Here is a 24,699-nt window from a genome sequence, read left to right on the forward strand (position 1 = left end):
CACCGGCGGGCCGTGCGGGTGTTCGTGAGCGTCTGACGCCAAACCCGAAAGGCCCCGCCAGCGATGGACGGGGCCTTTTTCGTTGCCCCGTGTCGCTGGCTCATCACAAGGAGCGACACCCATGCATGCACTCTTGATTCTCGATCTGCAGGTCGGCCTGTTCCACGGCCCGGAACAGCCGTGGCGCGGCGAAGCGCTGCTGGCGACGGTGAACAGCCTGCTGGCCAAGGCCCATGCGGCCGGCGCGCCGATTTTCCTCGCCCGCCATGTCGGCCCGGCCGGCTCGCCGCTGGCGCCGGACAGCGCGCTGACCCAACTGATCCCGGAACTGGACCTCAACGGCAGCGAGACGGTTTTCGAGAAACAGCGCCCCAGTGCCTTCGCCGGCACCGGGTTGCTGGAGAAACTCAAGGACGCCAGCGCCAGCGGGCTGGTGATCGCCGGGATGAAGACCCAGTACTGCGTCGACAGCAGTTGCCGCGTGGCACGGGATCTGGGGCTGGATGCGGTGCTGATCGAGGACGGCCACACCTGCTCCGACACGCCGCAGCTGAGCGCCGAGGCGATCGTCGCCCATCACAACGCGACGCTGGCGGGGCCGTTCTGTCGCGTGGTGAAGGCGGCTGACTGGCAGTTCTGACGAAACGCCGATCAGCGCGCTTCTACAGGGGGCTTGGGGTTAGAGACCCTGTTCCAGCGCCAGCAGATCCGACAGCGGCTGGGCCCGGCGAATCAGCCGCGCCTCGCCGTTGTCCAGCAGCACTTCGGCCAGCAGCGGCCGGCTGTTGTAGTTGGACGACATCGACGCGCCGTAGGCGCCGGTGTCGTGCATCACCAGCAGATCGCCCACCTGGGGTTGCGGCAGCAGACGCGGGACCAGGCCCTGGTCGTCCTGGGTGAAGACATCGCCGGACTCGCACAGCGGACCGCCCACCACGCATTCCACCAACGGCCGCTCGACCGCCTGGCCCTGGGCATCCAGCACGCTCATGTGGTGATAGGCGCCGTACATGGCCGGGCGCATCAAGTCGTTGAAGCCGGCGTCCACCAGCACGAACTGGCGGCTGCCCGCGCGTTTCACCGCACGCACTTCGGTCACCAGACGGCCCGATTCGGCGACGAGGAAACGCCCCGGCTCAATTTCCATGCGCACCGGGTGCGCGAGAAAGGCTTCGATCTCTGCCTTGGCTTTCTGCCAGGTGCTGGCATAACGCTCGACATCCACCGCTACATCGCCTTCGCGGTACGGCGTGGACAGGCCGCCACCAATCGAGAACGCCTCGATATCGTGGTCCAGGGCCTTGATGACCTCGACCATCGCCCCGCCGACCTGGGCCAGGTGACCGTAATCGACACCCGAACCGATGTGCATGTGCAGGCCCACCAGATGCAGGCCCGTGGCACGGATCACCGCCAGTGCATCGGCGATTTCGTCGTGCCAGATACCGTGCTTGCTGTTCTCGCCGCCGGTGTTGGTCTTGCGGCTGTGGCCGTAGCCGAAGCCGGGGTTGATGCGCAACCAGACGCGGTGGCCCGGCGACTGCTCGCCCAGTTGACGCAGCATGTCGATGGAGCCGCAGTTGACTTCAACCTTGAGTTCCACCACCCGGCGCAGGGTCGGTTTGTCCAGCAGGTCGCAGGTCAGGACTACACCGGCCGGGTCGCCTTCGGGGCTGTAGCCCGCCAGCAGTGCCCGCTCCAGTTCACCGACGGACACCGCGTCGACGCGCACGCCGTGCTCGCGCATCAGCCGCAGGATGTGCAGGTTGGAGCTGGCTTTCTGGGCGAAACGAACCACGTCGAAGCAGCGCAGTTGCTCGATGCGGTCACGGATGATGGCGGCGTCGTAGGTCCAGAACGGCGTGGGGAACTGCTGCGCGGCGGCAACCAGGGTCTGCTGGGCGAAAGAAAGGGTCATGACGCGGGAATCCTGCGGGCGATGAGAATGACGCCATCATGCCCAACGCCTTCCATTCAGAAAAATATCTATTCTTTGTCAGTCGATTCAGTTTTGATATGACTACTTTCCCAGAGCAGGCCATCGCCGTGAGCATCCCCGTCCGCCACATCGAAGTGTTCCGCGCCATCATGCTGGCTGGCAGCGTCACCGGCGCGGCGCGTTTGCTGTTCACCTCGCAGCCGACTTTGAGCCGGGAACTGGCGCGCCTGGAAAGCCTCAGCGGGCTGAAACTGTTCGACCGCCAGGGCGGTCGCCTGCTGCCGACGGCACAGGCGTTGATGCTGCTGGAGGAAGTCGAGCGCTCCTACGTCGGGCTGGAGCGGATCAACAGCCTGGCGCAGTCGATCCGCCGCTTCGAGCACGGCCAGTTGCACCTGACCTGCCTGCCGCTGTTTTCGCAGACCCTGCTGCCGCGGGTGTGCAAGCAGTTCCAGCGCCAGCAGTCCGGCATCAGCCTGTGCATCAGCGCCCAGGAATCGCCGCTGCTGGATGAATCCCTCAGCGCCCAGCGCCATGACCTCGGCCTGACCGAGGGCGAGCAGGTGCCGCGCGGCACCCGCGGCGAGTCGCTGTTCAGCGCCGACATGCTCTGCGTGCTGCCCGAGGAGCATCCATTGTTGGCGCGGGAGCAACTGGCGATGAGCGATTTTCACGGGGTCGACTTCATCAACCTTGCCGGTCGCGACATCTACCGTCAGCGCCTCGACGAGCACTTTCGCACCGCTGCGGTGGAGCGCCACACGGTGATCGAAACCACCAACGCCGCCTCCGTCTGCGCCATGGTCCGCGAAGGCCTTGGCGTGGCGATCATCAACCCGCTGAGCGCCTTGCAGGAAGCTGGCCGCGGCCTGGCGGTGCGGCGCCTGACGGTGTCGATCCCCTACCGGGTGATGCTGATCCGCCCGGACTTTCGCCCGTCATCGGTGTTCGTCGAAGCCTTCTGCCAGGCCCTGCACGACGAGGCGGCGAGCCTGATGGCGCGGTTGGCGCAACTCGACTGATCACAGTGAAGCGCTCCGGCTAGCGACTAATCCATTCAGCATCCACGCTCGCACTCAAATCCGCGTAAAAATCACGAGCGAATATAGTACAAATACCATACCAAACAGGTAACACTTCCATACCCACACTGGAATGTTATATAAAGCCCCCGGAGCCATCTGCGCCGCCTCCTCTCGACACGGAAGCGGCAAACATCAAGAGCTAACAATCAGCCGCCGGGTGCCACACATGTCGATACTTGCCGTACAGGGCCTCGCCCCTGCCGTTCGCTGCCCTCGCCTTATCCCACCGATCCCCGACGATCCGCCTCGCCGCGAATAGCCGCGCGCGCTTTCCGCTTTCAGTTCCACCGGTGACGGGTCCGCCCGCCGCCACGGTGCCGTGCACCCCGAAAAAAACCACAAGAACAATCCAAGGAGCCCTCCCATGACTTCAGCAGAGCTGTCCCATAGCCAGCGATGTGCGCGGATCCGCGCCAATCCGAAATTCCAGCAACTGGTGCGCAGCCGTTCACGGCTGTCCTGGTCACTCAGCGCCGCGGTGCTGACCGCCTATTACCTGTTCATGCTGGTGGTCGCCTTCCAGCCGCAATGGCTGCACACCCCGCTGGCCGAAGGCCGCCAACTGACCCTGGGGATTCCCGTGGCGGCGTCGCTGATCGTGCTGTCCTGGCTGCTCACCGGCTGGTATGTGCGCAGCGCCAACACCCGCTTTGACGCGATGAGCGCCGACCTGCTGGAGGAGTTGAAATGAACCCACGCCTGCTCGCCCTCGGCGCCCTGCTGCTGGCCCCGGCCCTGGTCTTCGCCGCGCCCATCGTCGCCGAGAAACAACCGGTCAACCTGCACGCCATCGGCATGTTCTTCGTCTTCGTCCTCGGAACCCTGGCGATCACCTGGTGGGCCGCCCGCCAGACCCAGTCCACCTCCGACTTCTACACCGCCGGCGGCGGTATCAGCGGTTTCCAGAACGGCCTGGCGATCGCCGGTGACTACATGTCCGCCGCCACCCTGCTGGGCCTCTCCAGCCTGGTCTTCGCCAAGGGTTACGACGGTTTCATCTATACCGTGGCGTTCTTCGTCGGCTGGCCGATCATCACCTTCCTGATGGCCGAGCGGCTGCGCAACCTGGGTCGCTTCACCTTCGCCGACATCGTTTCCTACCGCCTCGACCAAACCCGCATGCGCACCTTCGCCGCCTTCGGTTCGCTGACCGTGGTGTGCTGCTACCTGGTGGTGCAGATGGTCGGCGCCGGGCAACTGATCAAGCTGCTTTTCGGTCTCGACTACCGCACTGCGGTGATCGTGGTCGGCGCGCTGATGCTGGTGTACGTGATCTTCGGCGGCATGATCGCCACCACCTGGGTGCAGATCATCAAGGCGGTCCTGCTACTCGCCGGCGGCACCACCCTGGCGATGCTGGCCATGGCCGAGTTCGGCTTCAGCTTCGAAACCCTCGCCACCCGCGCCGTCGAAGCCCACGCCATCGGCTGGAACATCATGGGCCCGGGCTCGATGCTCGCCGACCCGATCAACGCGGCGTCGCTGTCCCTCGGCCTGGTGTTCGGCATCGCCGGCCTGCCGCATATCCTCATGCGCTTCTTCACCGTGCCGAACGCCAGGGAAGCACGTAAATCGGTGTTCTACGCCACCGGTTTCATCGGCTTCTTCTTCCTCGTGGTGATGGTGCTGGGCTATGCCGCCATCGTCATCGTCGGCACCGACCCGCAGTTCTATGTTGGCGGCGACCTCAAGGGCGCACTGATCGGCGGCGGCAACATGGTCGCCATGCACCTGGCCAAGGCCGTGGGCGGCAACCTGTTCCTCGGCTTCCTCTCGGCGGTGGCCTTCGCCACCATCCTCGCAGTGGTTTCTGGGTTGGCGCTGGCCGGCGCTTCGGCAATTTCCCACGACCTGTACGCCACCGTGCTGAAGAAAGGCACCGCCAGCGAAGCGCAGGAAATGCGCGTCACCCGCTTCGCCACCGTGGGCCTGGGCGTAATCGCCATCCTGCTGGGCTTCCTCTTCGAGAACCAGAACATCGCCTTCCTGGTTGGCCTGACCTTCGGCATCGCCGCGTCGACCAACTTCCCGGTGCTGATCATGGCCATGTACTGGAAGAACCTGACCACCCGCGGCGCCCTGGCGGGCGGCTTCGCCGGTCTGATTTCGGCGCTGGTGCTGGTGATCCTGTCGCCGGCCGTGTGGGTGACCGTGCTGGGCAATGCCAAGGCGATCTACCCCTACGACCACCCGGCGCTGTTCTCGATGCCGCTGGCGTTCCTGGTCACCGTGGTGGTGTCGCTGCTGGACACCAGCGCCCGCGCCGCCCGTGAACGCGACGCCTTCGACGACCAGTTCGTCCGCGCCCAGACCGGCCTCGGCGCCGCCGCCGCATCCAACCACTGATCCCATCACTCCCCACCCGTAGGAGCGAGCTCGCTCGCGAAGGCCTGCCCCAGGCAGGCCCCTCAAATAACAACAAGAGAACCGCACATGCTCCGCACCCTGACCCCACTGGCCCTGGCCATCCTCTGCTGCAACGCCAACGCGGCCTTCCTCGACGACAGCAAGGCCAGCGTCGAAGCCCGCAACTTCTATTTCAACCGCGACTTCCGCCAGGACGGCGCGGCCCAATCGAAAGTCGAGGAATGGGCGCAAGGTTTCATCCTGCGCTATGAATCCGGCTTCACCGAAGGCACCCTTGGCTTCGGCGTCGATGCCATCGGCCTGCTCGGCCTCAAGCTCGATTCCAGCCCCGACCGCGCCGGCAGCGGCCTGCTGCAACGCGACCGCGAAGCACCGAAGCGCGCCCAGGACAGCTCCAGCGACCTCGGTCTGACCGCCAAGGTCCGCGCCTCCAACAGCGTGCTCAAGCTCGGCACCTTGATTCCCAAACTGCCGGTCTTGATGCCCAACGACTCGCGCCTGCTGCCGCAGGTTTTCCAGGGCGGCCAGGTGACGGTGCAGGAAATCAGCAACCTCAGCCTGGACCTGGGCCGGTTGCGCCAGGTCAACCAGCGTGATTCCCAGGACTACGAGGACATGAGCGTCACCACTGGCGCGGCGAAGAACATCGTCGTGCGCCAGACCACTACCGACCGCTTCGACTTCGGCCACGCGCTGTACAAGTGGAACGACAGCCTGAGCACCAGCTACAGCTACGGCGGCCTGGAAAACCTCTATCGCCAGCACATGCTCGGGCTCACCCACACCTGGGCGCTGGGCGACGGCCAGACGCTGAAAAGCGACCTGCGCTTCGCCCGCTCGCTGGACGACGGCGGCAGCAATATCGACAACAAGGCGCTGGGCGCAATGTTCACCTACGGCCTCAAGGGCCATGCCTTCGGCCTCGGCTACCAGCGCATGAGCGGCGACACCGGCTTCGCCTACATCAACGGCGCCGACGCGTACCTGGTGAACTTCGTGCAGATCGGCGACTTCGCCAACAAGGACGAGCGCTCGTGGCAGGCGCGTTATGACTTCAACTTCGCCAGCGTCGGCATTCCCGGTCTGACCTTCATGACCCGCTACCTGAGCGGCGACAACGTCGACCTCGGCGCGTCACGGCCGAATGGCAAGGAATGGGAACGGGATATGGATATCGGCTACGTGATCCAGAGCGGACCGCTGAAAAACCTGGGGGTGAAATGGCGCAACGCGACCGTGCGCTCGACCAACTTCGGCAATGACCTGGATGAAAACCGGCTGATTGTGAGTTACACCGTGGCGCTTTGGTAAATCGCGACAACCTCATCGCCGGCTTGCCGGCGATGAGGTCTTGACAGAGAAACCTCAGAGCGCGGCCGCCGGCCTGCGGCCCAGCACGCGCTCATACTCCTCCTTTGCCGTCTGCTCGGAAAACTCTCCGGCCCACTTCGCCACCACCACCGTCGCAACACTGTTGCCGATGGTGTTGCAGGTGGCGATCGCCATCGACATGAAGCGGTACACACCGAACAGCAACGCCAGCCCTTCCACCGGCAACACGCCGATGGCGGTGACGGTCGCGGCGAACACCACGAAGCTGCCGCCGGATACCGCTGCCGCACCCTTGGAGGTCACCAACATGATCGCCACCATGCCCAGTTGCTGTTCCCAGGTCAGCGGCACGCCGTAGGCGTTGGCGATGAACAGCACGCACAGCGACATGTAGATCGAGGTGCCGTCGAGGTTGAACGCATAGCCGGTGGGCAAGACCAGGCCGACGCTCTGCTTCGAGCAACCGAACTTCTCCAGCTTGAGCAACAGCCGCGGCAGCGCGCTTTCCGACGAGGCGGTGCCGATGACGATAAACACCTCATCCTTGATGTACTTGAGGAAGCGCCACAGGCTGAAGCCGGACAGCCGGCACACCGCGCCCAGTACCACGGTGACGAACAGGAACACCACCAGGTAGAACATCAGCACCAGGTTGGCCAGCGACATCAGCACCGCGGTGCCGTTGCTGCCCACCGCGTAGGCCACCGAACCGAAGGCGCCGAGTGGCGCGAACTTCATGATCAGGTTGATGAATTCGAAGAAGCATTCCGAAACCCGATTCAAGCCGTCCTCGATCACCTCACGACGCTCGTGCTTCAGCGCCAGCAGGGCGAAGCCGAACAGCACCGCAATCACCAGCACCTGCAACAACTGCCCGCCGGCGAAGGCACCGACGAAGTTGTCCGGGAAGATGCCGTAGATGAACTCCATGGTCGAACCCGGCGCATGCCCCTTGGCCAGGGCCGCGGCTGCGGCGCTGGCGGTAGCGCTGTTGGGGTGGGCGTCGTGCATGCCGGAACCGATTTCCAGCAGGTTGCCCCAGATCAGACCAATCGCCAGGGCGATGGTGGACACCACTTCGAAGTACACCAGCGCACGCCAGCCGACCTTGCCGACTCGCTTGATGTCACCGGCCGAGGCAATGCCGTGGACCACGGTGAAGAACACCAGCGGGGCGACGGCGGTCTTGATCAGCTTGAGAAAGATGTCGCCGAGGATCTTGAAGCTGGCGGCCAGCTCCGGGGCGATGAAGCCGAACGCGATGCCCAGGAGCATGGCGGCGACCACCTGGAAGGTCAGGTCGCGGTACAGCGGTTTTTTCGTGGAAGCAGTCATGTTCGCGATCTCTTATTGTCTTTATGGGTACGGCGAGACAGACAGGGAGCGCCGGCGCGACGCCCCCTGCGAACGGATTCAGCGTTTGACCGCGCCTTCGCGGGCCAGGGCGCGATCGACCATTTGCGGGGCCAGGCCGAGGTAATTGGCCGGGTCGGTGAGGCGCTCGAGTTCGGCGCGGTCCAGGCGATCGGTCACGTCCGGGCGGGCCAGCAGGGCATCGAGCAGGCTGACGCCTTCGTCGTTGGCAACGCGGCAGGCGGCATACACCACGTCGTGGGCGACCTGGCGGCCCAGGGCCGGGGCCAGGCCCATCATCACCGCCTCGGCGACGATCAGGCCGCGGGTCATGTCGAGGTTCTGGCGCATGCGCTCGGTGCGCACCTCCAGGCCGGCGAGCATGAACTTGGCCTGGCCGAGGGACGCCGCCGACAGCGCGAAGGCTTCCGGAATGGCGATCCACTCGGCCTGCCATGGGCCGGTGGAGCGCTCGAAGTCCTGGATCATTGCGTCGAGCATCAACCCGGCCTGCTGACGTACGCCCTTGGCGGCGGCGTACATCAGCTCGCAGGAAATCGGATTGCGCTTCTGCGGCATGGTGCTGCTGGCGCCGCGGCCCTTGACGAAGGGCTCGTACACCTCGCCCAGCTCGCTGGTCATCATCATCATCACGTCGAGGGCGACCTTGCCCAGCGAGCCGGTGACCAGGCCGAGGAAGTTCAGGGTTTCCGCCAGGCCATCACGGGCCACGTGCCAGGTGGCCTGCGGCACGCCCAGACCGAGTTCGGCCATCAGCGCTTCCTGCACTTCCAGGCCCTTGTCGCCCAACGATGCCAGGGTGCCGGCGGCGCCGGCGAACTGACCGATCTCGACCCGCGGACGCAGTTCCACCAAGCGCTCGGCGTGGCGGTCGAACATGCTCAGCCACACCGCGACCTTGTAGCCGAAGGTGATCGGCAACGCGTGCTGCAGGTGGGTACGGCCGGCCATCGGCGTGTCGCGGTAACGCAGCGCCAGCCCGGCGAGCAGGCCGCGCACGGCCTGGATGTCGCGCTCGACGATGGCCAGGGCGGCGCGCACCTGCAGGACGACGGCGGTGTCCATGATGTCCTGGGTGGTCGCGCCCCAGTGCACATAGCGTCCGGCCTCGCCACACAGCTTCGACAGTTGCTCCACCAACGGCAGGATCGGGTAGCCGACGATCTCGGTCTCGTGCTGCATGTGGGCCAGGTCAAGGGATTCGAAACGTGACAGCTCGGCGATCTGTACAGCCGCTTCAGCAGGGATCACGCCACAACGGGCTTCGGCTTTGGCCAGGGCGATTTCGACTTCGATGTAGCGCTCGATCAGCGCCTGATCGGAGAACACCGCGCGCATCTCGGCGGTGCCGAACATATCGCGGAAAAGGGCTGAGTCAAAGACAGTGGTAGACATGGCGTGGTCCTGAATTGATTGTTATGTACGTACATATTAAAATGTACGGACATATGAATACGCCGAGACTGTTACACTGTCAATCCATTCGATGTTTCAGGACTGACCAACGGCATGAACGAGGCTCGCTACGCGCTGGTAGCCAGGGATTTGAAGGACAAGATTGCCAATGGCGGATACCCGGTGGGCTCACTGCTACCGACCGAGCTTGAGCTCTGTGACCTGTATGAAGTGAGCCGGCACACCGTGCGCGCGGCCATTACCCAGTTGCAGAACCTGGGCATGGTGTCGCGACGCAAACGGGTCGGAACGCGGGTGGAAGCGTCAGCGCCCAGTGGCGGATACCGGCATTCGCTGGCGTCGGTGGAGGATCTGGTGCATCTGGCAGAAACCCAGGTGCGCAGTATTCAGGAGGTCCGGCACTTCGTCGCCGACATCGCCGAGGCCGAGCGCCTGGGCCTGCAGCCGGGCGTGCATTACTTCTGCATTTCCAGCATTCGCGTGGACGAGGATCGCGAGCGGGCGCCGATGTGCTGGACCGACGTCTATGCGGACGCGGCCTATACCGACGTGATCGACCTCGCCCGTGAACATCCGGACGCCTTGGTGGCGGCCTTGATCGAGCAGCACTATGGCCGGCGCATCAACGTGGTGGACCAGCAGGTCCGGGCGGTATTGCTGACGGCGCAGATGGCCGAGAAACTCGATGCCCCGGCAGGCGAGCCGGGACTGAAGATCACCCGCCACTACCGGGATGAACAGGGCAAGCTGGTGGTGGTTTCCGAGACGGTCCACCCGGACGACCGCTTTACCCTGGTGATGCAGATGAAGCGGGAGACGCCCTGATCATCGCGTATGGCATCCGCGGCCCTCATCGCTGGCACGTCCGCGACAAGGGCCTGAAAGCCTACCCGACGACCTCTTCCTCCAGCACCGCCCTCTCCTCCAGCCACTGCGCCAGCGCATCCGGCGCCAGTGGCGGCGAGAACAGATAGCCCTGGGCCACCGGGTAACCCTGTTCCTGCAGCCAGACACTCTGCGAGTCCGTCTCGATGCCCTCGGCCACCACGGTCAGGTGCAGGCTTTTGCCGATGCCGAGAATGGCATTGCTCAACGCCCGCGCCGCTTCGTCATGTTCAAGATCCGCGACAAAACTGCGGTCCAGTTTCAACTCCGACACCGGCAAGCGCCGCAGGTAGCTGAGGCTGGAATAGCCGGTGCCGAAATCGTCCATCGACAGGCGAATGCCCTGGGCATGCACTTCCTCGATGGTCTTCATGGTGCTGGGGTTGGTGTCCAGCAGGATGTTCTCGGTCAGTTCCAGGGTCAGGTCCGCCGGCGCCAGATGATTGCTACGCAAGGTGTCGGCGATCATCTGTGGCAGGTCGAGGTTGTGGAAACTGGTCGGCGACAGGTTCACCGCCACCGCCGGCACCACCAGGCCACGGGCGCGCCATTCGGACAACTGCCGGCACGCCTCGCGCAACGCCCAGCGACCCAGTTCGGCCACCAGGCCACACTCTTCGGCCAGCGGAATGAAGCGCGCCGGCGATACTTCGCCGAGCTGTGGATGGGTCCAGCGCGCCAGCGCCTCGACGCCGTACAGGCGCCCGGTGGACATCTCGATCTGCGGTTGGTAATGCAGGCGCAACTGGCCTTTCTGCAGGGCCTCGCGCAGGGCGTTTTCCAGCGCCAGACGCTCCTGCGCCAGCTTGTTCATTTCGCTGCTGAAGAAACTGAAGCAGCCGCGGCCACTGCTCTTGGCCTGGTACATCGCCATGTCGGCGCGGTGCAGCAGGGTTTCCACATCGCAGCCATCGGACGGGTACATCGCAACGCCCACGCTGGCGGAAATCGACAGGTTGGTGTTGGCGATGGTCATCGGCTGGCACAGCAGCGTTTGGATGCGCTCCACCGCGTCGGCGGCGTGGTCGCCGTCGCACTGCGGCAGGATCACCACGAACTCGTCGCCCGACAGCCGCCCGGCAATATCCGAGCCGCGCAATTCACGGCGCATTTTCGCCGCGACGTTGCGCAGCAACTCGTCGCCGGCCGGATGGCCGAGGGAATCGTTGACCTGCTTGAAGCGGTCGAGGTCGATGAACAGCACCGCCAGTTGCTCGTTGTTGCGAGCGGCGGTGGCGATCGCCTGGTCGGCCTTGGCTTGCAACAGGCTGCGGTTGGGCAGGCCGGTCAGGGCATCGTAATAGGCCAGTTGGCGAATTCGCTGACGCGAGTTTTCCCGCTCCAGCGCCAGCGAACAGAGGTGCGCACAGGCGTCCACCAAACGCTGGTGGAACAGCGCCGAGGCGACATTGCGCGGCTGGCGGAAATAGAACGCGAAGGTGCCGATGGCTTCGCCCTGGCTGTTGCGGATCGGCGTCGACCAGCAACTGCGAAAGCCCAGCGGTCGCGCGAGTTCCTGATAGCCCGCCCACAGCGGGTCGCTGGCAATGTCGTCCACCAGCACCGATTCGTTGCGCCAGGCGGCGGTGCCGCAGGAACCCACCATCGGGCCGATGCGCACACCATTCAGTTGACGGCTGTAATCGCTCGGCAGGCTCGGCGCAGCGAGGGAATGCAGTTGCCCTTCTTCGTCGACCTTGAGGATCGAGGCGGTGATTTCCGGGGCAATGCGCTCCACTTCCAGGCAGATCAGTTCCAGCACTTCGGTCAGCGGCTGCTCCCGGGCCATGGACTCCAGCACCCGGTGCTGCAGGGCTTCGTGCATCTTGGCCTAGGTGATGTCGGTGAACAGGGTCACGGTGTGCTGCAACTGGCCGGCGCTGTCGAAGATCGGGTTGCTGACCACCTTCGCCCAGTAGCGCTGGCCATGCTTGCCGGTGACGATTTCCTCGCGCTGCATGGCGCCGGCGGCGTACATCTCGGCGTAGTACTCGGCGATGGTCTGCTCGTCCCGGTCCGGCACCAGCAGCGCCATCGGACTCAGGCCTTTGACCTCGTCGCCGCGCCAGCCGAACATCCGCCCGAAGCCGGCGTTGGTGTAGGCAATGCGTCGCTGGCTGTCGCTGATCATCACCGCGGTGTCGCTGGCATCCGCCACCAGCGACAGCATGCGCAGGCGCTCCTGCTGGACCCGTTCCTGCTCCAGCCGCGCGGTGATATCGGTGGCCAGCTTGAGGACCTGGACCACCTTGCCGTTGCCGTCGAACACCGGCGTATAGGTCGCCTCCAGCCAGCAACTGCTGCCGTCGCTGCGCACCCGTTCCTGGATCCCGGAACGTCCGCTGCCTTCGCGCAAGCGTGGCCAGAACAATTCGTAAGCCGGGCTCTCCACCAGCTTGCGCGGGCAGAAGAAGCTGTGGTGGCGGCCGCGGATCTCCTCCAGCGAGTACCCCAGCAGCACCAGGTAGTTCTGATTGGCCCGCAGCAGCGTGCCATCCGGGGTGAACTCGGCGATGGACATCACCCGGTCGAGGGCGGCCAGTTGAGCCAGCGACAATTCGATGGAACGGTTGTCGTGAGACGTCATGTTCTACTCAAGAAAATCCAGCCAGGCAGTGGCCGGGATAGACCAGGAACCTGTGCCCACCACGGCGTCCGAAACCGGTTGCCGCGTCCATGGCACATGCATTGATGTCAGCATGATATTACCCCTCCCGCCTGGCGGTCCATCTCTCCACCGTGCAAACAAGCCCTTCGGCACGGCTGCCGGCCTCACCGAAACAACACAACTGTCTGAATCGGCGTGGTTTTCGGTTCACGGCGTGACCCATCAGTCAAATTCATGTCCACGTATACACTGTGGCTATTCGACCAAAGTCTCATTACCCTTGGCGCGACAACTTCGGGCTGCAGGCGCAGTATGCCGCGCTTCGTCACCGCCCCACGGCACTTTGCCAGGGCCGTGCACACCTTCAAATGATTCAGGATCGAGGCAAGGGGACTTCGGTGCAGTTGAGAAATTTCTTCCGATGGGACCTGCGCAGCCTGATTCTGCTGCTGACGCTGATCACCGCCCTGGTCACCCTGCTCAACAGCTTCTACGCCAGCTATCGCGTCCAGTACCAGTTGCTGATCGACAACGCTCTGGAAGCCAACCACGCCTATGCCTCCAAGCTGGCGTCCAGCACCGAGACCTACCTGCAAGCCTCGCAGCAACAACTGGCCTACGCCGCCGACCTGCTCGGCGAGCACTTCGACGACCTCGCGCAACTGAACCACGAAGCCGTGCGCCTGCGCCTGCAGACCAACACCTTCAACTCCATCGTCATCACCGACGACGAAGGCGTGGTGCGCTCCACCTCGCCCGACACCCTGCAGATCCTCGGCAAGAAGCTGCAATCAGAGGGCGCCCTGGCGGCCCTGCGCGAGCGCCGGCCACTGATTTCCAGCCCGTACATGTCGGCAGCGAACAACCTGATCATCTTCATCTCGCAACCGGTGTTCGACAAAGCCGGGCGCTACCGCGGACTGATCGGCGGCAGCATCTACCTCAAGCACAAGAGCATCCTCAACGAACTGCTCGGCGAGCATTACTACAAGAACGGCTCCTACCTGTATGTGGTCGACAGCAACCGCCGCCTGCTCTATCACCCCGATGCCGACCGGGTTGGCAGCATCGTCGGTAGCAACAGCCTGATCGACACCCTCGGCACGCGGGACAACGGCACCCAACGGGTGATCAACAGCCAAGGCATGGACATGCTCGCCGGTTTCGCCTCCGTGCCCTCGGCGCATTGGGGCATCGTCGCCCAACGCTCCACCGAGTCGACCCTCGAAGGGCTCGACCAGTTACAGATGAGCGTCATTTTCAAGACCATCCCGCTGGCGATCGTCAGCTTCATCCTGATCTGGTGGTTCTCGCGGATCATCGCGCAGCCGCTCAGGCAACTGGCCGCGGGTGCGAAAAAGATCAACGAGCCAGAAACCAGCGCGCAGATCGAGAGCGTGCGCTCCTGGTACTTCGAATCGTCGGAACTCAAGCGCGCCCTGTTGATCGGCCTCAACCTGCTGCATGAACGCCTGGGCAAGCTCAATCACGACATCCAGACCGATCCCCTCACCGGCCTGCGCAACCGCCGCGGCCTCGACCTTGCAGTGACCCTGTGGCAGGCGGAAAAACGCCCGTTCTCGGTGATCGCCATCGACATCGACCACTTCAAGCAGGTCAACGATACCTTCGGGCACGCCGCCGGAGACGAGGTGCTGCAAGCCCTGGCAGAGCTGATGCGTAGCTGCTCGCGGGACCACGACGTGATCTGCCGCTCCGGTGGCGAGGAGTTCATCATGCTGCTGCCGGGCACCAGCTCCGACACGGCGGCGCGGGTCGCGGAGCGCTTGCGCCATCGAGTCGAGCAGACGACGTTCGAGACCATCAGCCACCTGACCCTGTCGATGGGCGTGGCCAACTGGCCGCTGCACTCGGAAAACGCCGCGCGGGTCTTCGAAGTGGCTGACGAGCAGCTCTATCAAGCCAAGATCGGCGGGCGCAACCGGGTCCGCGTGGCCAGCGCGAAAGAGCTTTCCCCTCAGGTCTGAGCCCCTGCCCCGCCGACCCTGGTTTCAGGCCGCGGCATCCTTGGCATGCGGCTGCAGCGCAACCCTGGCCTTGCCCGGCTTCAACCGCGACACACCGAACAGCACCAGCGCCAGCCCGGCGATCTGATACGCGGAAATGTCCTCGTTGAGCAGCGCCCAGGACGCCAACACCGTCAGCACCGGCCCGAGATTGCCCACCGCCGCCGTTTGCGTGGCGCCCATGCGCTGGATCGCCAGCGCCACCCAGTAGATCGGCAACACCGTGGAAAACAGCGCCATCAATCCGGCATTCACCCACACCGCCGCGGGCAACTGGCCCAGTTGCGAGAAATCCCCGGTCAACAGGTAATGACCCAGCACCATCAGCGATGACGCCGTGCCCGCGAGACCGGCCAGGCGCATCGAACTCATGGTCTTGAGCATCACCCCGGTGCCCGAGTAGTACAGCGCGTAGGTCACGGCGCTGGCAAACACCCACAGCGAACCGAGAATCACCTGATCGCCCACTCCCGAAACGCTGACGTCATGAACAAAGGCCACGCCCAGGCCGAGGTAGCAGAGACCCATCGCCAGCAATACGCGCGGGGTCGGCCGCTCGCGCAGGGCTACCGCCTGGAAGATCAGCACCAGGGTCGGATAAGTGAACAGGATCAGCCGCTCCAGCCCGGCACTGATGTATTGCAGGCCGTAGAAGTCGAACAGGCTGGCCAGGTAATAGCCGAACAGGCCGAGCAACAGCACCCGCCCGGCGCTGCCCCAGGTCAACGGTGCGCTGACCTGGCCGCGACTGAACCACACCAGCCAGAGAAACAGCGGCAGTGACAGCGCCATGCGCAGCGCGAGCAAGGTGATCGCATCCACCGGGCCTGCCGCGTAGGCGAGCTTGACGAAGATCGCCTTGAGGCTGAAACCCAAGGCCGACAGCACCGCGAACAGGCTGCCGTTATCGATGTAACGCTGAATCCGGGGAGGAAAGGTGATCATGGAGGTCCGCACCAAAATGTGACAGGCTTTATTCTGAACAGAAAGCCAGTCCGCCAGAATCGCTTTTTAACGAAGCAGGCTTTCTGAATTGGAGAAACCCCTGATGCACTTCGACCTGCCCGACCTGCGCCTGATCGCCGCCATCGCCGAAACCGGCAGCCTGAGCAAGGCAGCGGCGAGCTTCCCGGTGGCGGTGTCCGCCGCCAGCACCCGCCTGCGGTTGTTCGAGGAACGCAGCGGCCTGACCCTGTTCGTGCGCAAGGCCGACGGCATGCACCTGACACCGGCGGGCCGGCTGGTGCTGGAATCTGCGCGCGGCGTCCTAGGCGAAGCCCGCAAGCTGCATGACACCCTCAAGGAACTGGCCGGACAGAAACGCATCAATCTGCACCTTGCGGCGTCCACCGTGACCAACAGCACCATCCTGCCGACGGTGCTCGGGCCGTTCCTCTTCGACTACCCGGAAATCGACCTGCAACTGGTGGAACACAAGAGCGTCGACATCCTGCGCATGGTGCTCGCCGGCGAATGCGAGATCGGCGTGTACGACGGAAACCTGGTCAACGACGGCGTGGTGTCCCTGCCCTTTCGCACCGAGCGCCTGGTGCTGCTGGTGCCGCTCGACCACCCCTTGACCGAACGGACCGCCTTGCGCCTGCGCGACGCCCTCGACTACGCCTTCGTCTGCCTGCCGGCGGAGCGGGCCATGCAGCGCTTCGTCGAAGAACTGGCGATCAACCTGTCCATGCCCCTCAAAGTCCGCGTCCGCGCCCCCGGCTTCGAAGCCATCGCCCAACTGGTGGCCCAGCGCGCCGGCATCGCCATGCTCCCGGAAACCACCGCACGCCGCCTGGAACAGGAACTGCCCGTACGCTGCCTGCCCCTGGAAGAACGCTGGGCGACACTGGAGTTGCGGATTTGTTTTCGTGAGTGGGAGAAGCTGAGTTCACATGGGCGGCAGTTGGTGACGTTTTTGTCGGGGCGATAAGCCGGCAAAGCGCATTCCTGTTAAACTCCGCCGCCTTTTTTCAGGGTGCGTAATGCATCCGAAGACGGCAGCAGACGAGACCACCGGCATGCACAATACCCCCGCGGAAAACCCGAGCAATCCTTCGAGTCCGGTACTCAGGAGGTTTTCCGTCGCCCCGATGATGGACTGGACAGACCGCCGCTGCCGATTCTTCCTGCGCCTGCTGTCCCGCCATGCCCTGCTCTATACCGAAATGGTCACCACCGGCGCCCTGCTCCACGGCGATGCCGCGCGTTTTCTCGGCCACGACGCCGCCGAGTACCCGCTGGCCCTGCAACTGGGCGGCAGCGTGCCGGCCGATCTGGCCGCCTGCGCGAAGCTGGCCGAGGTGGCGGGCTATCAGGAAGTGAACCTGAACGTCGGCTGCCCCAGCGACCGGGTGCAAAACAACATGATCGGCGCCTGCCTGATGGGTCACCCGGCACTGGTGGCCGATTGCGTGAAGGCGATGATGGACGCGGTGTCGACACCGGTGACGGTCAAGCACCGGATCGGCATCAACGGCCGCGACAGTTACGCCGAGCTGTGCGATTTCGTCGGCCAGGTCCGCGATGCCGGCTGCCGCAGTTTCACCGTGCATGCCCGGATCGCCATCCTCGAAGGGCTGTCGCCGAAGGAAAACCGCGAGATCCCGCCGCTGCGCTATGACATCGCGGCGCAGCTGAAAGCGGACTTCCCTGACCTGGAAATCATCCTCAACGGTGGGATCAAGACCCTCGAGGAATGCCACGAGCACCTCAAGACCTTCGACGGCGTGATGCTCGGCCGCGAGGCTTACCACAACCCCTATCTGCTGGCCGAAATCGACCAGCAACTGTTCGGCAGCGATGCTCCGGTGATTTCCCGCAGCGAGGTGCTGGAGAAGTTGAAGCCATACATCGCCGCCCATCTGCAGGCCGGCGGCGCCATGCACCACATCACCCGGCATATCCTCGGCCTGGCCCAGGGCTTCAAGGGCGCGCGCAAGTTCCGTCAGTTGCTTTCCGTGGATGTGCACAAGACCAACGACCCGCTGGCCCTGCTCGATCAAGCTGCTGAATTGTTAAAGGGCCACTAGGAACCGGCGCGCTCCGCGGCACTCGAAGACATACCCTCCCGACGCCCGCCGGCACGGCCCTTGAGCCGCTGACGGCGCTCGGGTAATGTCGTCGCACCGCACAGGACAGAGCACGCTCATGACTTCCAAGCTGGAACAACTCAAGCAGTTCACCACGGTCGTCGCCGACACCGGCGATATCGACGCGATCAGCCGCCTCAAGCCGGTCGATGCCACCACCAACCCTTCCCTCCTGTTGAAAGCCGCCGCCATGCCCGGCTACGCCGACCTGCTGAAACAGGTTATCGCCAGCAGCAAGGGCAATGTCGACCTGGCCTGCGATGCCTTCGCCGTCGCGGTGGGCAGCGGCATCCTGAAAGCCATCCCCGGCCGTATTTCCACTGAAGTGGACGCGCGCCTGTCCTTCGACGAGCCGGCGCTGCTGGCCAAGGCCCGTCAACTGATCGAGCTGTACGACAAGGCCGGCGTTGGCCGTGATCGCGTGCTGATCAAGCTGGCCTCCACCTGGGAAGGCATCCGCGCCGCCGAAACCCTGGAGAAGGAAGGCATCCAGACCAACCTGACCCTGCTGTTCTCCTTCGCCCAGGCGGCCGCCTGCGCCGATGCCGGGGTATTCCTGATCTCGCCGTTCGTGGGCCGCATCTACGACTGGTACAAGAAGTCCAGTGGTCAGGACTATGTCGGCGCCGAAGATCCGGGCGTGCAGTCGGTCACCCGCATCTACAACTACTACAAGGCCAATGGCTACGACACCGTGGTCATGGGCGCGAGCTTCCGCAACCTCAGCCAGATCGAAGAACTGGCCGGCTGCGATCGACTGACCATCAGCCCGGACCTGCTGCAGAAACTCAGCGAAGACCAAGGCACCCTGGTGCGCAAACTGGCCCCCGGTGCTACCGCCGAGCCACGCCTGACACTGAGCGAAAGCCAGTTCCGCTGGGCCTTCAACGAAGACGCCATGGCCACCGAAAAACTCGCCGAAGGCATTCGCCTGTTCGCCCGTGACCAGGAAAAACTCGAAGCCCTGCTTTCTGCAAAGGCTTGATACAAATATCGGTTTGCCAGTAGTCGCGACAGCGCGGAAAGTCCCGCCTCTTCCGCAACTACTGGCAAACAGCCTCGTGTTCCCGCATTGATGTCCGACTCTTCTCTTTTGCCGTTGGTCCTGGCCGGGCCGCTGCTTCGCCGCCTGGAGCCGACGCGCATGGTGTTCTGGCTGGTCGCCTCGCAGCCGCTGAACGCCGAACTGCACCTTCATGTTGCCCATTTCGATCCGCTGGTCCTGCCACTGGACGCTGCTCGCTGCCAGGTCATTCCGGTGGGTCGCCAGGCGTTCGTGCACCTGATCGATGTGTCTCTGGACACGCCGCTGCCTTGCGACACCCGAATCGACTACGACCTGCTGCTCGATGGCCACGGCATCGCCGAGTGGGCGCCGCATCTGCTTTATGACGGCGCACAGCGTGCGAACTTCGTCGTCCGCGAACGGCTGGATCAGTTGCTCCACGGCTCCTGCCGCAAACCGCACTTTCCCGCCGAAGACGGCCTGCTCTGCGCCGACCGGCTGCTGGCCAGCCCGCATGAGCCCGCACAGCGCCCGGCCTTGTTGATGATGAGCGGCGATCAGGTCTACGCCGACGATGTCGCCGGGCCGATGCTGCGCGCCATTCATGCGCTGATTGCACGGCTCGGCCTGTTCGAGGAATGCCTGGACGGCGCGGTAATCCGCGACAGCGTCGAGCTTTATGGCCATCCCGCCAGCTACTACCACCGTGGCGACCTGCTGCCAGCGCTGAAAAGCAACGAAACCCTGCGCGAGCGCTTCTTCGGCGGCGTGCGCAAACCGATCTTCACCAGCAGCAATGCCGACAACCACCTGGTGACCTTCGGCGAAACCGTGGCTATGTACCTGCTGGTCTGGTCGCCCGTGCCTTGGACGCTGATCGCGCCGGACATGCCGCCGCTGAACGCCGAACATCAGGCCCGCTACCGGCTGGAACAGGGTTGCCTGGAGGGCTTCGTCGCCGGGCTGGGCGGGGTCGCCCGGGTGTTGGCGCATTTGCCGAGCCTGATGATTTTCGACGACCACGACATCACCGATGACTGGAACCTTTCGGCGCAATGGGAAGAAACCGCCTACGGCCATCCGTTCTCGCGCCGGATCATCGGCAACGCCCTGCTGGCTTACCTGCTCTGTCAGGCCTGGGGCAACAATCCGGACGTGTTCGGTGATCTCCTGGAAAAGTGCCGGCAACTGTTCGCCAGCACCGGGGACGACCGCCACCTGGACAGCCCGCTGCAGGATCAGTTGATCAACGACTTGCTGCGCTTCCAGCAGTGGCATTACCAGCTACCGACCAGCCCGGCCCTGCTGGTGCTGGACACCCGCACCCGGCGCTGGCGCAGCGAAAACAACCTGAAAAAGCCCTCGGGTCTGCTGGACTGGGAAGCGCTCTGCGAATTGCAGCAAGCGTTGCTCGACCACCCGTCGGCGATCATCGTTTCGCCCGCACCGATATTCGGCGTCAAGCTGATCGAGACGGTGCAGAAGGTGTTCAGCTGGTGCGGTTATCCGCTGCTGGTGGATGCGGAAAACTGGATGGCCCACCGCGGCGCGGCGCAGGTGATCCTGAACATCTTCCGCCACTCGCGCACGCCGGGGCACTACGTGATCCTCTCCGGCGATGTGCACTATTCATTTGTCTACGAAGTGCTGATCCGCCACCGCCAACGCAGCCCACACCTGTGGCAGATCACCAGCAGCGGCATCAAGAACCGCTTCCCCGCGCGCCTGCTGGACACCTTCGACCGCCTCAACCGCTGGCTCTACGCGCCGCGCTCGCCCTTGAACTGGTTCACTCGCCGGCGACTGATGGAAGTAGTGCCGCGCATACCCAGCCGCAGCAAGGCCGGCGAGCGGTTGTGGAACAGCGCGGGCCTGGGCCAGGTGTTTTTCAATGAGCAGGGGCAACCGGAGCGGGTGTTCCAGTTGAATGCAGACGGGTCAGAGACGACAGAGTTTCCGCGGCGGGAATGACAAGGGCCTCATCGCGGCGATGAGGCCCTGAAGGGGTCAGCTACGCTCGAGCGCGTTCACCAGGTCATGGAAGGCTTCACGATTGGAGTCATTCAAGCCCATCAGGATCTTGTGCGCCTCCAGCACCTTGGCCCGCACCACCTCTTCGTCCTGGTCCTGGGACGGCAGGTCGGTCAGGCATTCCGGGCACGGAATTGGCCGATCAACGATGTTGAACACCTGATCGAAGCCCATCGACTGCAACAGGCGAGTGATGTCGGCGTGGGTGGTCACCACGGTCGGCAGCAGGCCAACCTTCTGCCGCGACAGGATCGACAGCTTGGCCAGCAGGCCGAGCGTGGTGCTGTCGATGCTCTGGGTTTCTGTGAGATCGATGACGATCGCCGAGAAATTCAGCGCGGTGAAGATCTTCTCAATAGTTGCATCCAGCGCCGAACACAGGGTCAGACGCACTTCACCGACAAACTTCAGAACAAAGGTGCCGCTCTGTTCGGCGAACTGGATTCTACCGGTACTCATTGAAGGTTCCTGCTCAACACCAATAGGGCGATATCATCCGGCATCTCCCCAAGCGTAGCCAATCCGAATCGTTGCCGCAGGCCATCCAGGCTGCCGCCCGCATCCCTGACAATCTCAGGCAGGGATGCTTCTTTTTCTTTGAGTGTTGCGCCGGGCAAAAGGTCCAGAATGCCATCAGATAGCAGGGTCAGGCTGAACTGCGACGGCAGCTCCAGGACGTGGTCCTGGTACGTTGCTTCGTCGAACAGACCGACCGGCAATCCTCGGCCTTCCAGATAAAGGCTCTGCTCCGGGGTATACAGTACCGGCAGCGGCAGGTGGCCGCCGATGGCATAGGTCAGCAACCCGGTGTCTTCGTCGATGACACCGCCAACCATGGTCACATGCTTGCCCAGCTTGCAGTTGATCAGGCCGCGGTTGATGTGCCCGAGCACTTCCGACGGCTTGAAGTCCCGCAGGGTGCCGCTGCGCTTGAATTCGAACAGCAGGCGGGTGGTCATGAACTTCAGCAGTACGGTCACGAAGGCCGAGGACGCGCCATGGCCGGACACGTCCGCCAGATAGAAGGCGATCCGCCGCTCGTCGACGCGGAAGTAATCAGCAAAGTCGCCAGAGAGATACAGCGACGGGATGATCTGGTGTTCGAAGGAAAACTCGCCAATGCTCCACGGGCTTTCCGGGAGCATGTTCATCTGCACCTGGCGACCCGCTGTCTGGTCTTCCTGAAGCAGGTGGAGGCTGGCTTCCAGCTCGCGGTTGGCGGTTTCGAGCTTTTCCCGGTAACGCTGGTTTTCCTTGATCAGGTACGCACGATCAAGCGCGCGGCGAACCGAGTGCTCGAGCACTGCGAGGTCTTCAAGCGGCTTGATCAGGTAATCGGCAGCGCCCAGACGCAGGGCTTCGACAGCATCGTTCATCACGCCCGCACCGGAAACCACGATCACCGGCAGGTCAGGCGCACGTTCGGTCACTTGTCGGATCAGCTCCAGACCGCCCATTTGCGGCATGCGCAGGTCACAGAGCACAAGGTCGGGACGATCCTGCTCGAAGACTTGAAGGCCCTGCTGGCCATTGCTTGCCTGCAGGACACTGAAACCGCTGTCTTCCAGGTAGGCGGCGAGGCTCTCGCGCACCACGTCGTCGTCATCGATTATCAGCAGCGTTGCACTGGTTTTCTGCATGTGGGCAAACGGCGCCAGAAATAGGTTGGCGTAAGCGGCTCGACAGGTTGGAGCACACGTACTGGATTCTCTTCTAGCCACTCTGTCTATCTGAGTTGTAGGTCAGAAAAAGCCGACCGGCAACTTGCAGAGGTGCCCTGTAAGGCGCAGACGGTACTCCCATCCGCCAGGCGTTTCAAGCATGCACCGCCGCTCGCGTGCGGCTGTTCGCAGTGCAAATCACCGGTGGTTATAAAAACCCGGTTTGTGGCAACTCAATGGAAGGATGCCCCAATGAAAAAGGCGACCCGGAGGTCGCCTTTTCTACTTGCCGACGATCAGAAATCGTCTTCGACTTCGCCGTCCTTGACCTTGAACTCGCGGTTCTGCAGGTAGGCGTTGCGGATGAAGATGTACTTGTCGCCCTGAATCATCTTCTCCGCCGACAGCAGGCTGGCGCGGGTATCGACCAGATCGACGCCGAGCGCGGTGTTGCGGGTCGGCACGTGATTCACGTAGCGGTAGGGTTCGGTGTAGATGTCCGGGTACTTGCCCAGCGCATCGCGCACGGTGCTCGGACCGAGCAACGGCAGCATCACGTAAGGACCGCTGTGTACACCCCAGTAGCCCAGGGTCTGGCCAAAGTCTTCATCGCTGCGCTGCAGGCCCATTTTGGTCCCCACATCGAAGAAGCCGCCGAGACCGAAGGTGGTGTTGACGATCAACCGCGCGGTATCGACACCGGCCGCATGCGGCTTGAGCTGGAGGATGTTGTTGGCCAGGTTGGTCACATCACCCAGGTTGAGGAACATGTTATGAATGCCGTCTTCCACGAACTGCGGCGTTACAAACCGGTAGCCCTGGGCGATCGGCTTGAACGCATAGGTGTCGACCGTGTCGTTGAAACGGAAAATCGGCCGGTTGATGCTTTCCCAAGGGTCTTCCTCGGTCGCCGCCTGAGCCGCGAAAGGCGCCAGCAGCGCAGTTGCGCACACGCTGGCCCGGAACAAACGATCGAGCACGCTCGCACCGATCCCACGCATAGATGTTCTCCTGATGAACGCAACGCGCGAAACAGCTCCGCGCCAAAGTGGACGAGTATAAAGCCTAGTAACGTTTGCGTCGCAAATAGTTGACGCCACAAGCGTCAAGCACCCGTCACCAAACTGTCACGAACGGCAAGTAGTGTCCTGATATTTCAGGGATGTTGCCATGCCTCACGCGCCCGCCTTCACCGCGCTCCTGTTCGGACTCCGTGGCTGCCTGGTCGACTTCGGCGGCCGTAGCCTGGACAGCGCCCCGGACCTCCCCGTTCTCCCCACCCCCGGTGCCCTCGACGTACTCGACTGGCTACGCCGCCATCGCGTGCCCTGCGCCTGGCTGGACGAAGTGCCGGCGCACACCGGCCAACACCTGAGCCGCGCTCTGCCCGACTGGCTGGCGGCAACGCCGCACCACGACGCCAAGCCCTGGCCCGCGCCGGACGCCTGTTGGCGGGCCTTGATGGCCATCGAGGCCAGGCAACTGGATGGCTGCGTGTTGATCAGCGGCGAACCGCGTCTGCTCCAGGCCGGGCTCAATGCCGGCCTGTGGACCATCGGCCTGGCGGCCTGCGGCCCGTTGTGCGGGTTATCCGAAACGGAGTGGCAGGCGCTGGACGACAAGCAGCGCGAGCACAAGCGCGGCAAGGCCACCCTGCAACTGTTCAGCCTCGGCGTGCATTCGGTGATCGATCATTTGCAGGAACTGGCCGACTGCCTCGCCGATATCAGCCAGCGCCGGCTCAAGGGCGAAAAACCCTGATCACACGCGCTTGATCCGGATCATGCAAAGCCGGCCCGCGTGGATTAATCTGTCAGCCATGCATGGACCTTTCGCACAAGGCAGGGGTCCATGGCTGTGCCTACTGATAAAGGGA

The 24,699-nt window shown here is 63.7% G+C and carries 21 protein-coding genes; 12 read left to right on the plus strand and 9 right to left on the minus strand.

The features are described 5' to 3' along the window. The first annotated feature begins 121 nt into the window (after positions 1-121). Positions 122-640, plus strand: coding sequence for a cysteine hydrolase family protein (locus HWV67_RS29375; protein WP_175653768.1), 519 nt, complete (start codon positions 122-124; stop codon positions 638-640). 39 nt (positions 641-679) lie between these two features. On the opposite strand, the gene lysA is transcribed toward HWV67_RS29375, so the two are convergent. Further along, positions 680-1,918: a diaminopimelate decarboxylase gene (lysA, locus tag HWV67_RS29380; protein WP_175653769.1), complete on the minus strand. Its 1,239-nt coding sequence runs from the start codon at positions 1,916-1,918 to the stop codon at positions 680-682. A 128-nt stretch (positions 1,919-2,046) separates the two neighbouring features. Here lysA and HWV67_RS29385 point away from each other — a divergent pair, with 128 nt between their 5' ends. The 4 genes from HWV67_RS29385 (at position 2,047) to HWV67_RS29400 (ending at position 6,702) form a co-directional block, all read left to right on the plus strand. Beyond that, positions 2,047-2,961 (plus strand): LysR family transcriptional regulator, encoded by a 915-nt coding sequence (locus HWV67_RS29385; protein ID WP_175653861.1) that lies wholly within the window; start codon positions 2,047-2,049, stop codon positions 2,959-2,961. 427 nt (positions 2,962-3,388) lie between these two features. Then, positions 3,389-3,715, plus strand: coding sequence for a DUF485 domain-containing protein (locus HWV67_RS29390; RefSeq protein WP_175653770.1), 327 nt, complete (start codon positions 3,389-3,391; stop codon positions 3,713-3,715). Next, entirely contained in the window at positions 3,712-5,370 is a 1,659-nt protein-coding gene (locus tag HWV67_RS29395) for a cation acetate symporter (protein ID WP_110973336.1), read from the plus strand. The genes HWV67_RS29390 and HWV67_RS29395 overlap by 4 nt, the downstream gene beginning before the upstream one ends. Positions 5,371-5,457: 87 nt before the next feature. Further along, the gene (locus HWV67_RS29400) at positions 5,458-6,702 is read left to right on the plus strand and encodes an OprD family porin (RefSeq protein WP_175653771.1); all 1,245 of its coding nucleotides are present in this window, start codon (positions 5,458-5,460) and stop codon (positions 6,700-6,702) included. Between the two features lie 54 nt (positions 6,703-6,756). On the opposite strand, the gene HWV67_RS29405 is transcribed toward HWV67_RS29400, so the two are convergent. Then, entirely contained in the window at positions 6,757-8,058 is a 1,302-nt protein-coding gene (locus tag HWV67_RS29405) for a cation:dicarboxylate symporter family transporter (protein WP_110973334.1), read from the minus strand. Between the two features lie 78 nt (positions 8,059-8,136). Continuing rightward, a complete protein-coding gene (locus HWV67_RS29410) occupies positions 8,137-9,492 on the minus strand; it encodes a class-II fumarase/aspartase family protein (protein ID WP_175653772.1) in 1,356 nt (451 codons plus the stop codon). 114 nt (positions 9,493-9,606) lie between these two features. Between HWV67_RS29410 and HWV67_RS29415 the strand changes: the two genes are divergently transcribed. Continuing rightward, the gene (locus HWV67_RS29415) at positions 9,607-10,338 is read left to right on the plus strand and encodes a GntR family transcriptional regulator (protein WP_175653773.1); all 732 of its coding nucleotides are present in this window, start codon (positions 9,607-9,609) and stop codon (positions 10,336-10,338) included. A 61-nt stretch (positions 10,339-10,399) separates the two neighbouring features. On the opposite strand, the gene HWV67_RS29420 is transcribed toward HWV67_RS29415, so the two are convergent. Further along, a complete protein-coding gene (locus HWV67_RS29420; RefSeq protein WP_256680230.1) occupies positions 10,400-12,223 on the minus strand; it encodes a putative bifunctional diguanylate cyclase/phosphodiesterase in 1,824 nt (607 codons plus the stop codon). 6 nt (positions 12,224-12,229) lie between these two features. Then, positions 12,230-12,985, minus strand: coding sequence for a PAS domain-containing protein (locus HWV67_RS31850; protein ID WP_256680231.1), 756 nt, complete (start codon positions 12,983-12,985; stop codon positions 12,230-12,232). A gap of 389 nt (positions 12,986-13,374) precedes the next feature. Between HWV67_RS31850 and HWV67_RS29425 the strand changes: the two genes are divergently transcribed. Continuing rightward, positions 13,375-14,994 carry a sensor domain-containing diguanylate cyclase gene (locus HWV67_RS29425; protein WP_175653774.1) on the plus strand — a complete coding sequence of 540 codons (1,620 nt, stop codon included), beginning with the start codon at positions 13,375-13,377 and terminating at the stop codon, positions 14,992-14,994. 24 nt (positions 14,995-15,018) lie between these two features. On the opposite strand, the gene HWV67_RS29430 is transcribed toward HWV67_RS29425, so the two are convergent. Next, positions 15,019-15,978, minus strand: coding sequence for a DMT family transporter (locus tag HWV67_RS29430; protein ID WP_175653775.1), 960 nt, complete (start codon positions 15,976-15,978; stop codon positions 15,019-15,021). A 103-nt stretch (positions 15,979-16,081) separates the two neighbouring features. Between HWV67_RS29430 and HWV67_RS29435 the strand changes: the two genes are divergently transcribed. The 4 genes from HWV67_RS29435 to HWV67_RS29450 all read left to right on the plus strand — a co-directional run bounded on the left by HWV67_RS29435 (position 16,082) and on the right by HWV67_RS29450 (position 21,102). Continuing rightward, entirely contained in the window at positions 16,082-16,966 is an 885-nt protein-coding gene (locus HWV67_RS29435; protein ID WP_095157875.1) for a LysR family transcriptional regulator, read from the plus strand. An 88-nt stretch (positions 16,967-17,054) separates the two neighbouring features. Next, positions 17,055-18,065, plus strand: coding sequence for a tRNA dihydrouridine(20/20a) synthase DusA (gene dusA / locus HWV67_RS29440; protein ID WP_175653776.1), 1,011 nt, complete (start codon positions 17,055-17,057; stop codon positions 18,063-18,065). 118 nt (positions 18,066-18,183) lie between these two features. Further along, positions 18,184-19,110, plus strand: a complete 927-nt coding sequence (gene tal / locus HWV67_RS29445) for a transaldolase (protein WP_175653777.1) — start codon at positions 18,184-18,186, stop codon at positions 19,108-19,110. Positions 19,111-19,200: 90 nt separating this feature from the next. After that, entirely contained in the window at positions 19,201-21,102 is a 1,902-nt protein-coding gene (locus HWV67_RS29450) for an alkaline phosphatase D family protein (protein ID WP_175653778.1), read from the plus strand. A gap of 36 nt (positions 21,103-21,138) precedes the next feature. Here HWV67_RS29450 and rssC read toward each other — a convergent pair whose 3' ends face one another. The 3 genes from rssC to HWV67_RS29465 all read right to left on the minus strand — a co-directional run bounded on the left by rssC (position 21,139) and on the right by HWV67_RS29465 (position 23,824). Next, positions 21,139-21,621, minus strand: coding sequence for an anti-sigma factor antagonist RssC (gene rssC, locus HWV67_RS29455; RefSeq protein ID WP_095157885.1), 483 nt, complete (start codon positions 21,619-21,621; stop codon positions 21,139-21,141). Further along, the gene (rssB, locus tag HWV67_RS29460) at positions 21,618-22,802 is read right to left on the minus strand and encodes a two-component system response regulator RssB (protein WP_110972653.1); all 1,185 of its coding nucleotides are present in this window, start codon (positions 22,800-22,802) and stop codon (positions 21,618-21,620) included. The genes rssC and rssB overlap by 4 nt, the downstream gene beginning before the upstream one ends. Before the next feature lie 317 nt (positions 22,803-23,119). After that, a complete protein-coding gene (locus HWV67_RS29465; RefSeq protein WP_175653779.1) occupies positions 23,120-23,824 on the minus strand; it encodes an MlaA family lipoprotein in 705 nt (234 codons plus the stop codon). 169 nt (positions 23,825-23,993) lie between these two features. On the opposite strand from HWV67_RS29465, the gene HWV67_RS29470 reads away from it, so the two are divergent. Further along, a complete protein-coding gene (locus HWV67_RS29470) occupies positions 23,994-24,584 on the plus strand; it encodes a phosphonoacetaldehyde phosphonohydrolase-related protein (RefSeq protein ID WP_110972655.1) in 591 nt (196 codons plus the stop codon). Positions 24,585-24,699: the final 115 nt, after the last annotated feature.

The organism is Pseudomonas sp. Marseille-P9899 (assembly GCF_903166565.1).
In the GTDB taxonomy this organism is placed as follows: domain Bacteria; phylum Pseudomonadota; class Gammaproteobacteria; order Pseudomonadales; family Pseudomonadaceae; genus Aquipseudomonas; species Aquipseudomonas huaxiensis.

Bases quoted from the DNA above. Each gene is read 5' to 3' on its own strand.
- HWV67_RS29375 (WP_175653768.1), top strand. From the start codon at position 122: ATGCATGCACTCTTGATTCTCGATCTGCAGGTCGGCCTGTTCCACGGC.
- lysA (WP_175653769.1), bottom strand. From the start codon at position 1,918: ATGACCCTTTCTTTCGCCCAGCAGACCCTGGTTGCCGCCGCGCAGCAG.
- HWV67_RS29390 (WP_175653770.1), top strand. From the start codon at position 3,389: ATGACTTCAGCAGAGCTGTCCCATAGCCAGCGATGTGCGCGGATCCGC.
- HWV67_RS29395 (WP_110973336.1), top strand. From the start codon at position 3,712: ATGAACCCACGCCTGCTCGCCCTCGGCGCCCTGCTGCTGGCCCCGGCC.
- HWV67_RS29400 (WP_175653771.1), top strand. From the start codon at position 5,458: ATGCTCCGCACCCTGACCCCACTGGCCCTGGCCATCCTCTGCTGCAAC.
- HWV67_RS29405 (WP_110973334.1), bottom strand. From the start codon at position 8,058: ATGACTGCTTCCACGAAAAAACCGCTGTACCGCGACCTGACCTTCCAG.
- HWV67_RS29410 (WP_175653772.1), bottom strand. From the start codon at position 9,492: ATGTCTACCACTGTCTTTGACTCAGCCCTTTTCCGCGATATGTTCGGC.
- HWV67_RS29415 (WP_175653773.1), top strand. From the start codon at position 9,607: ATGAACGAGGCTCGCTACGCGCTGGTAGCCAGGGATTTGAAGGACAAG.
- HWV67_RS29420 (WP_256680230.1), bottom strand. From the start codon at position 12,223: ATGCACGAAGCCCTGCAGCACCGGGTGCTGGAGTCCATGGCCCGGGAG.
- HWV67_RS31850 (WP_256680231.1), bottom strand. From the start codon at position 12,985: ATGACGTCTCACGACAACCGTTCCATCGAATTGTCGCTGGCTCAACTG.
- HWV67_RS29425 (WP_175653774.1), top strand. From the start codon at position 13,375: ATGATTCAGGATCGAGGCAAGGGGACTTCGGTGCAGTTGAGAAATTTC.
- HWV67_RS29430 (WP_175653775.1), bottom strand. From the start codon at position 15,978: ATGATCACCTTTCCTCCCCGGATTCAGCGTTACATCGATAACGGCAGC.
- HWV67_RS29435 (WP_095157875.1), top strand. From the start codon at position 16,082: ATGCACTTCGACCTGCCCGACCTGCGCCTGATCGCCGCCATCGCCGAA.
- dusA (WP_175653776.1), top strand. From the start codon at position 17,055: ATGCACAATACCCCCGCGGAAAACCCGAGCAATCCTTCGAGTCCGGTA.
- tal (WP_175653777.1), top strand. From the start codon at position 18,184: ATGACTTCCAAGCTGGAACAACTCAAGCAGTTCACCACGGTCGTCGCC.
- HWV67_RS29450 (WP_175653778.1), top strand. From the start codon at position 19,201: ATGTCCGACTCTTCTCTTTTGCCGTTGGTCCTGGCCGGGCCGCTGCTT.
- rssC (WP_095157885.1), bottom strand. From the start codon at position 21,621: ATGAGTACCGGTAGAATCCAGTTCGCCGAACAGAGCGGCACCTTTGTT.
- rssB (WP_110972653.1), bottom strand. From the start codon at position 22,802: ATGCAGAAAACCAGTGCAACGCTGCTGATAATCGATGACGACGACGTG.
- HWV67_RS29465 (WP_175653779.1), bottom strand. From the start codon at position 23,824: ATGCGTGGGATCGGTGCGAGCGTGCTCGATCGTTTGTTCCGGGCCAGC.
- HWV67_RS29470 (WP_110972655.1), top strand. From the start codon at position 23,994: ATGCCTCACGCGCCCGCCTTCACCGCGCTCCTGTTCGGACTCCGTGGC.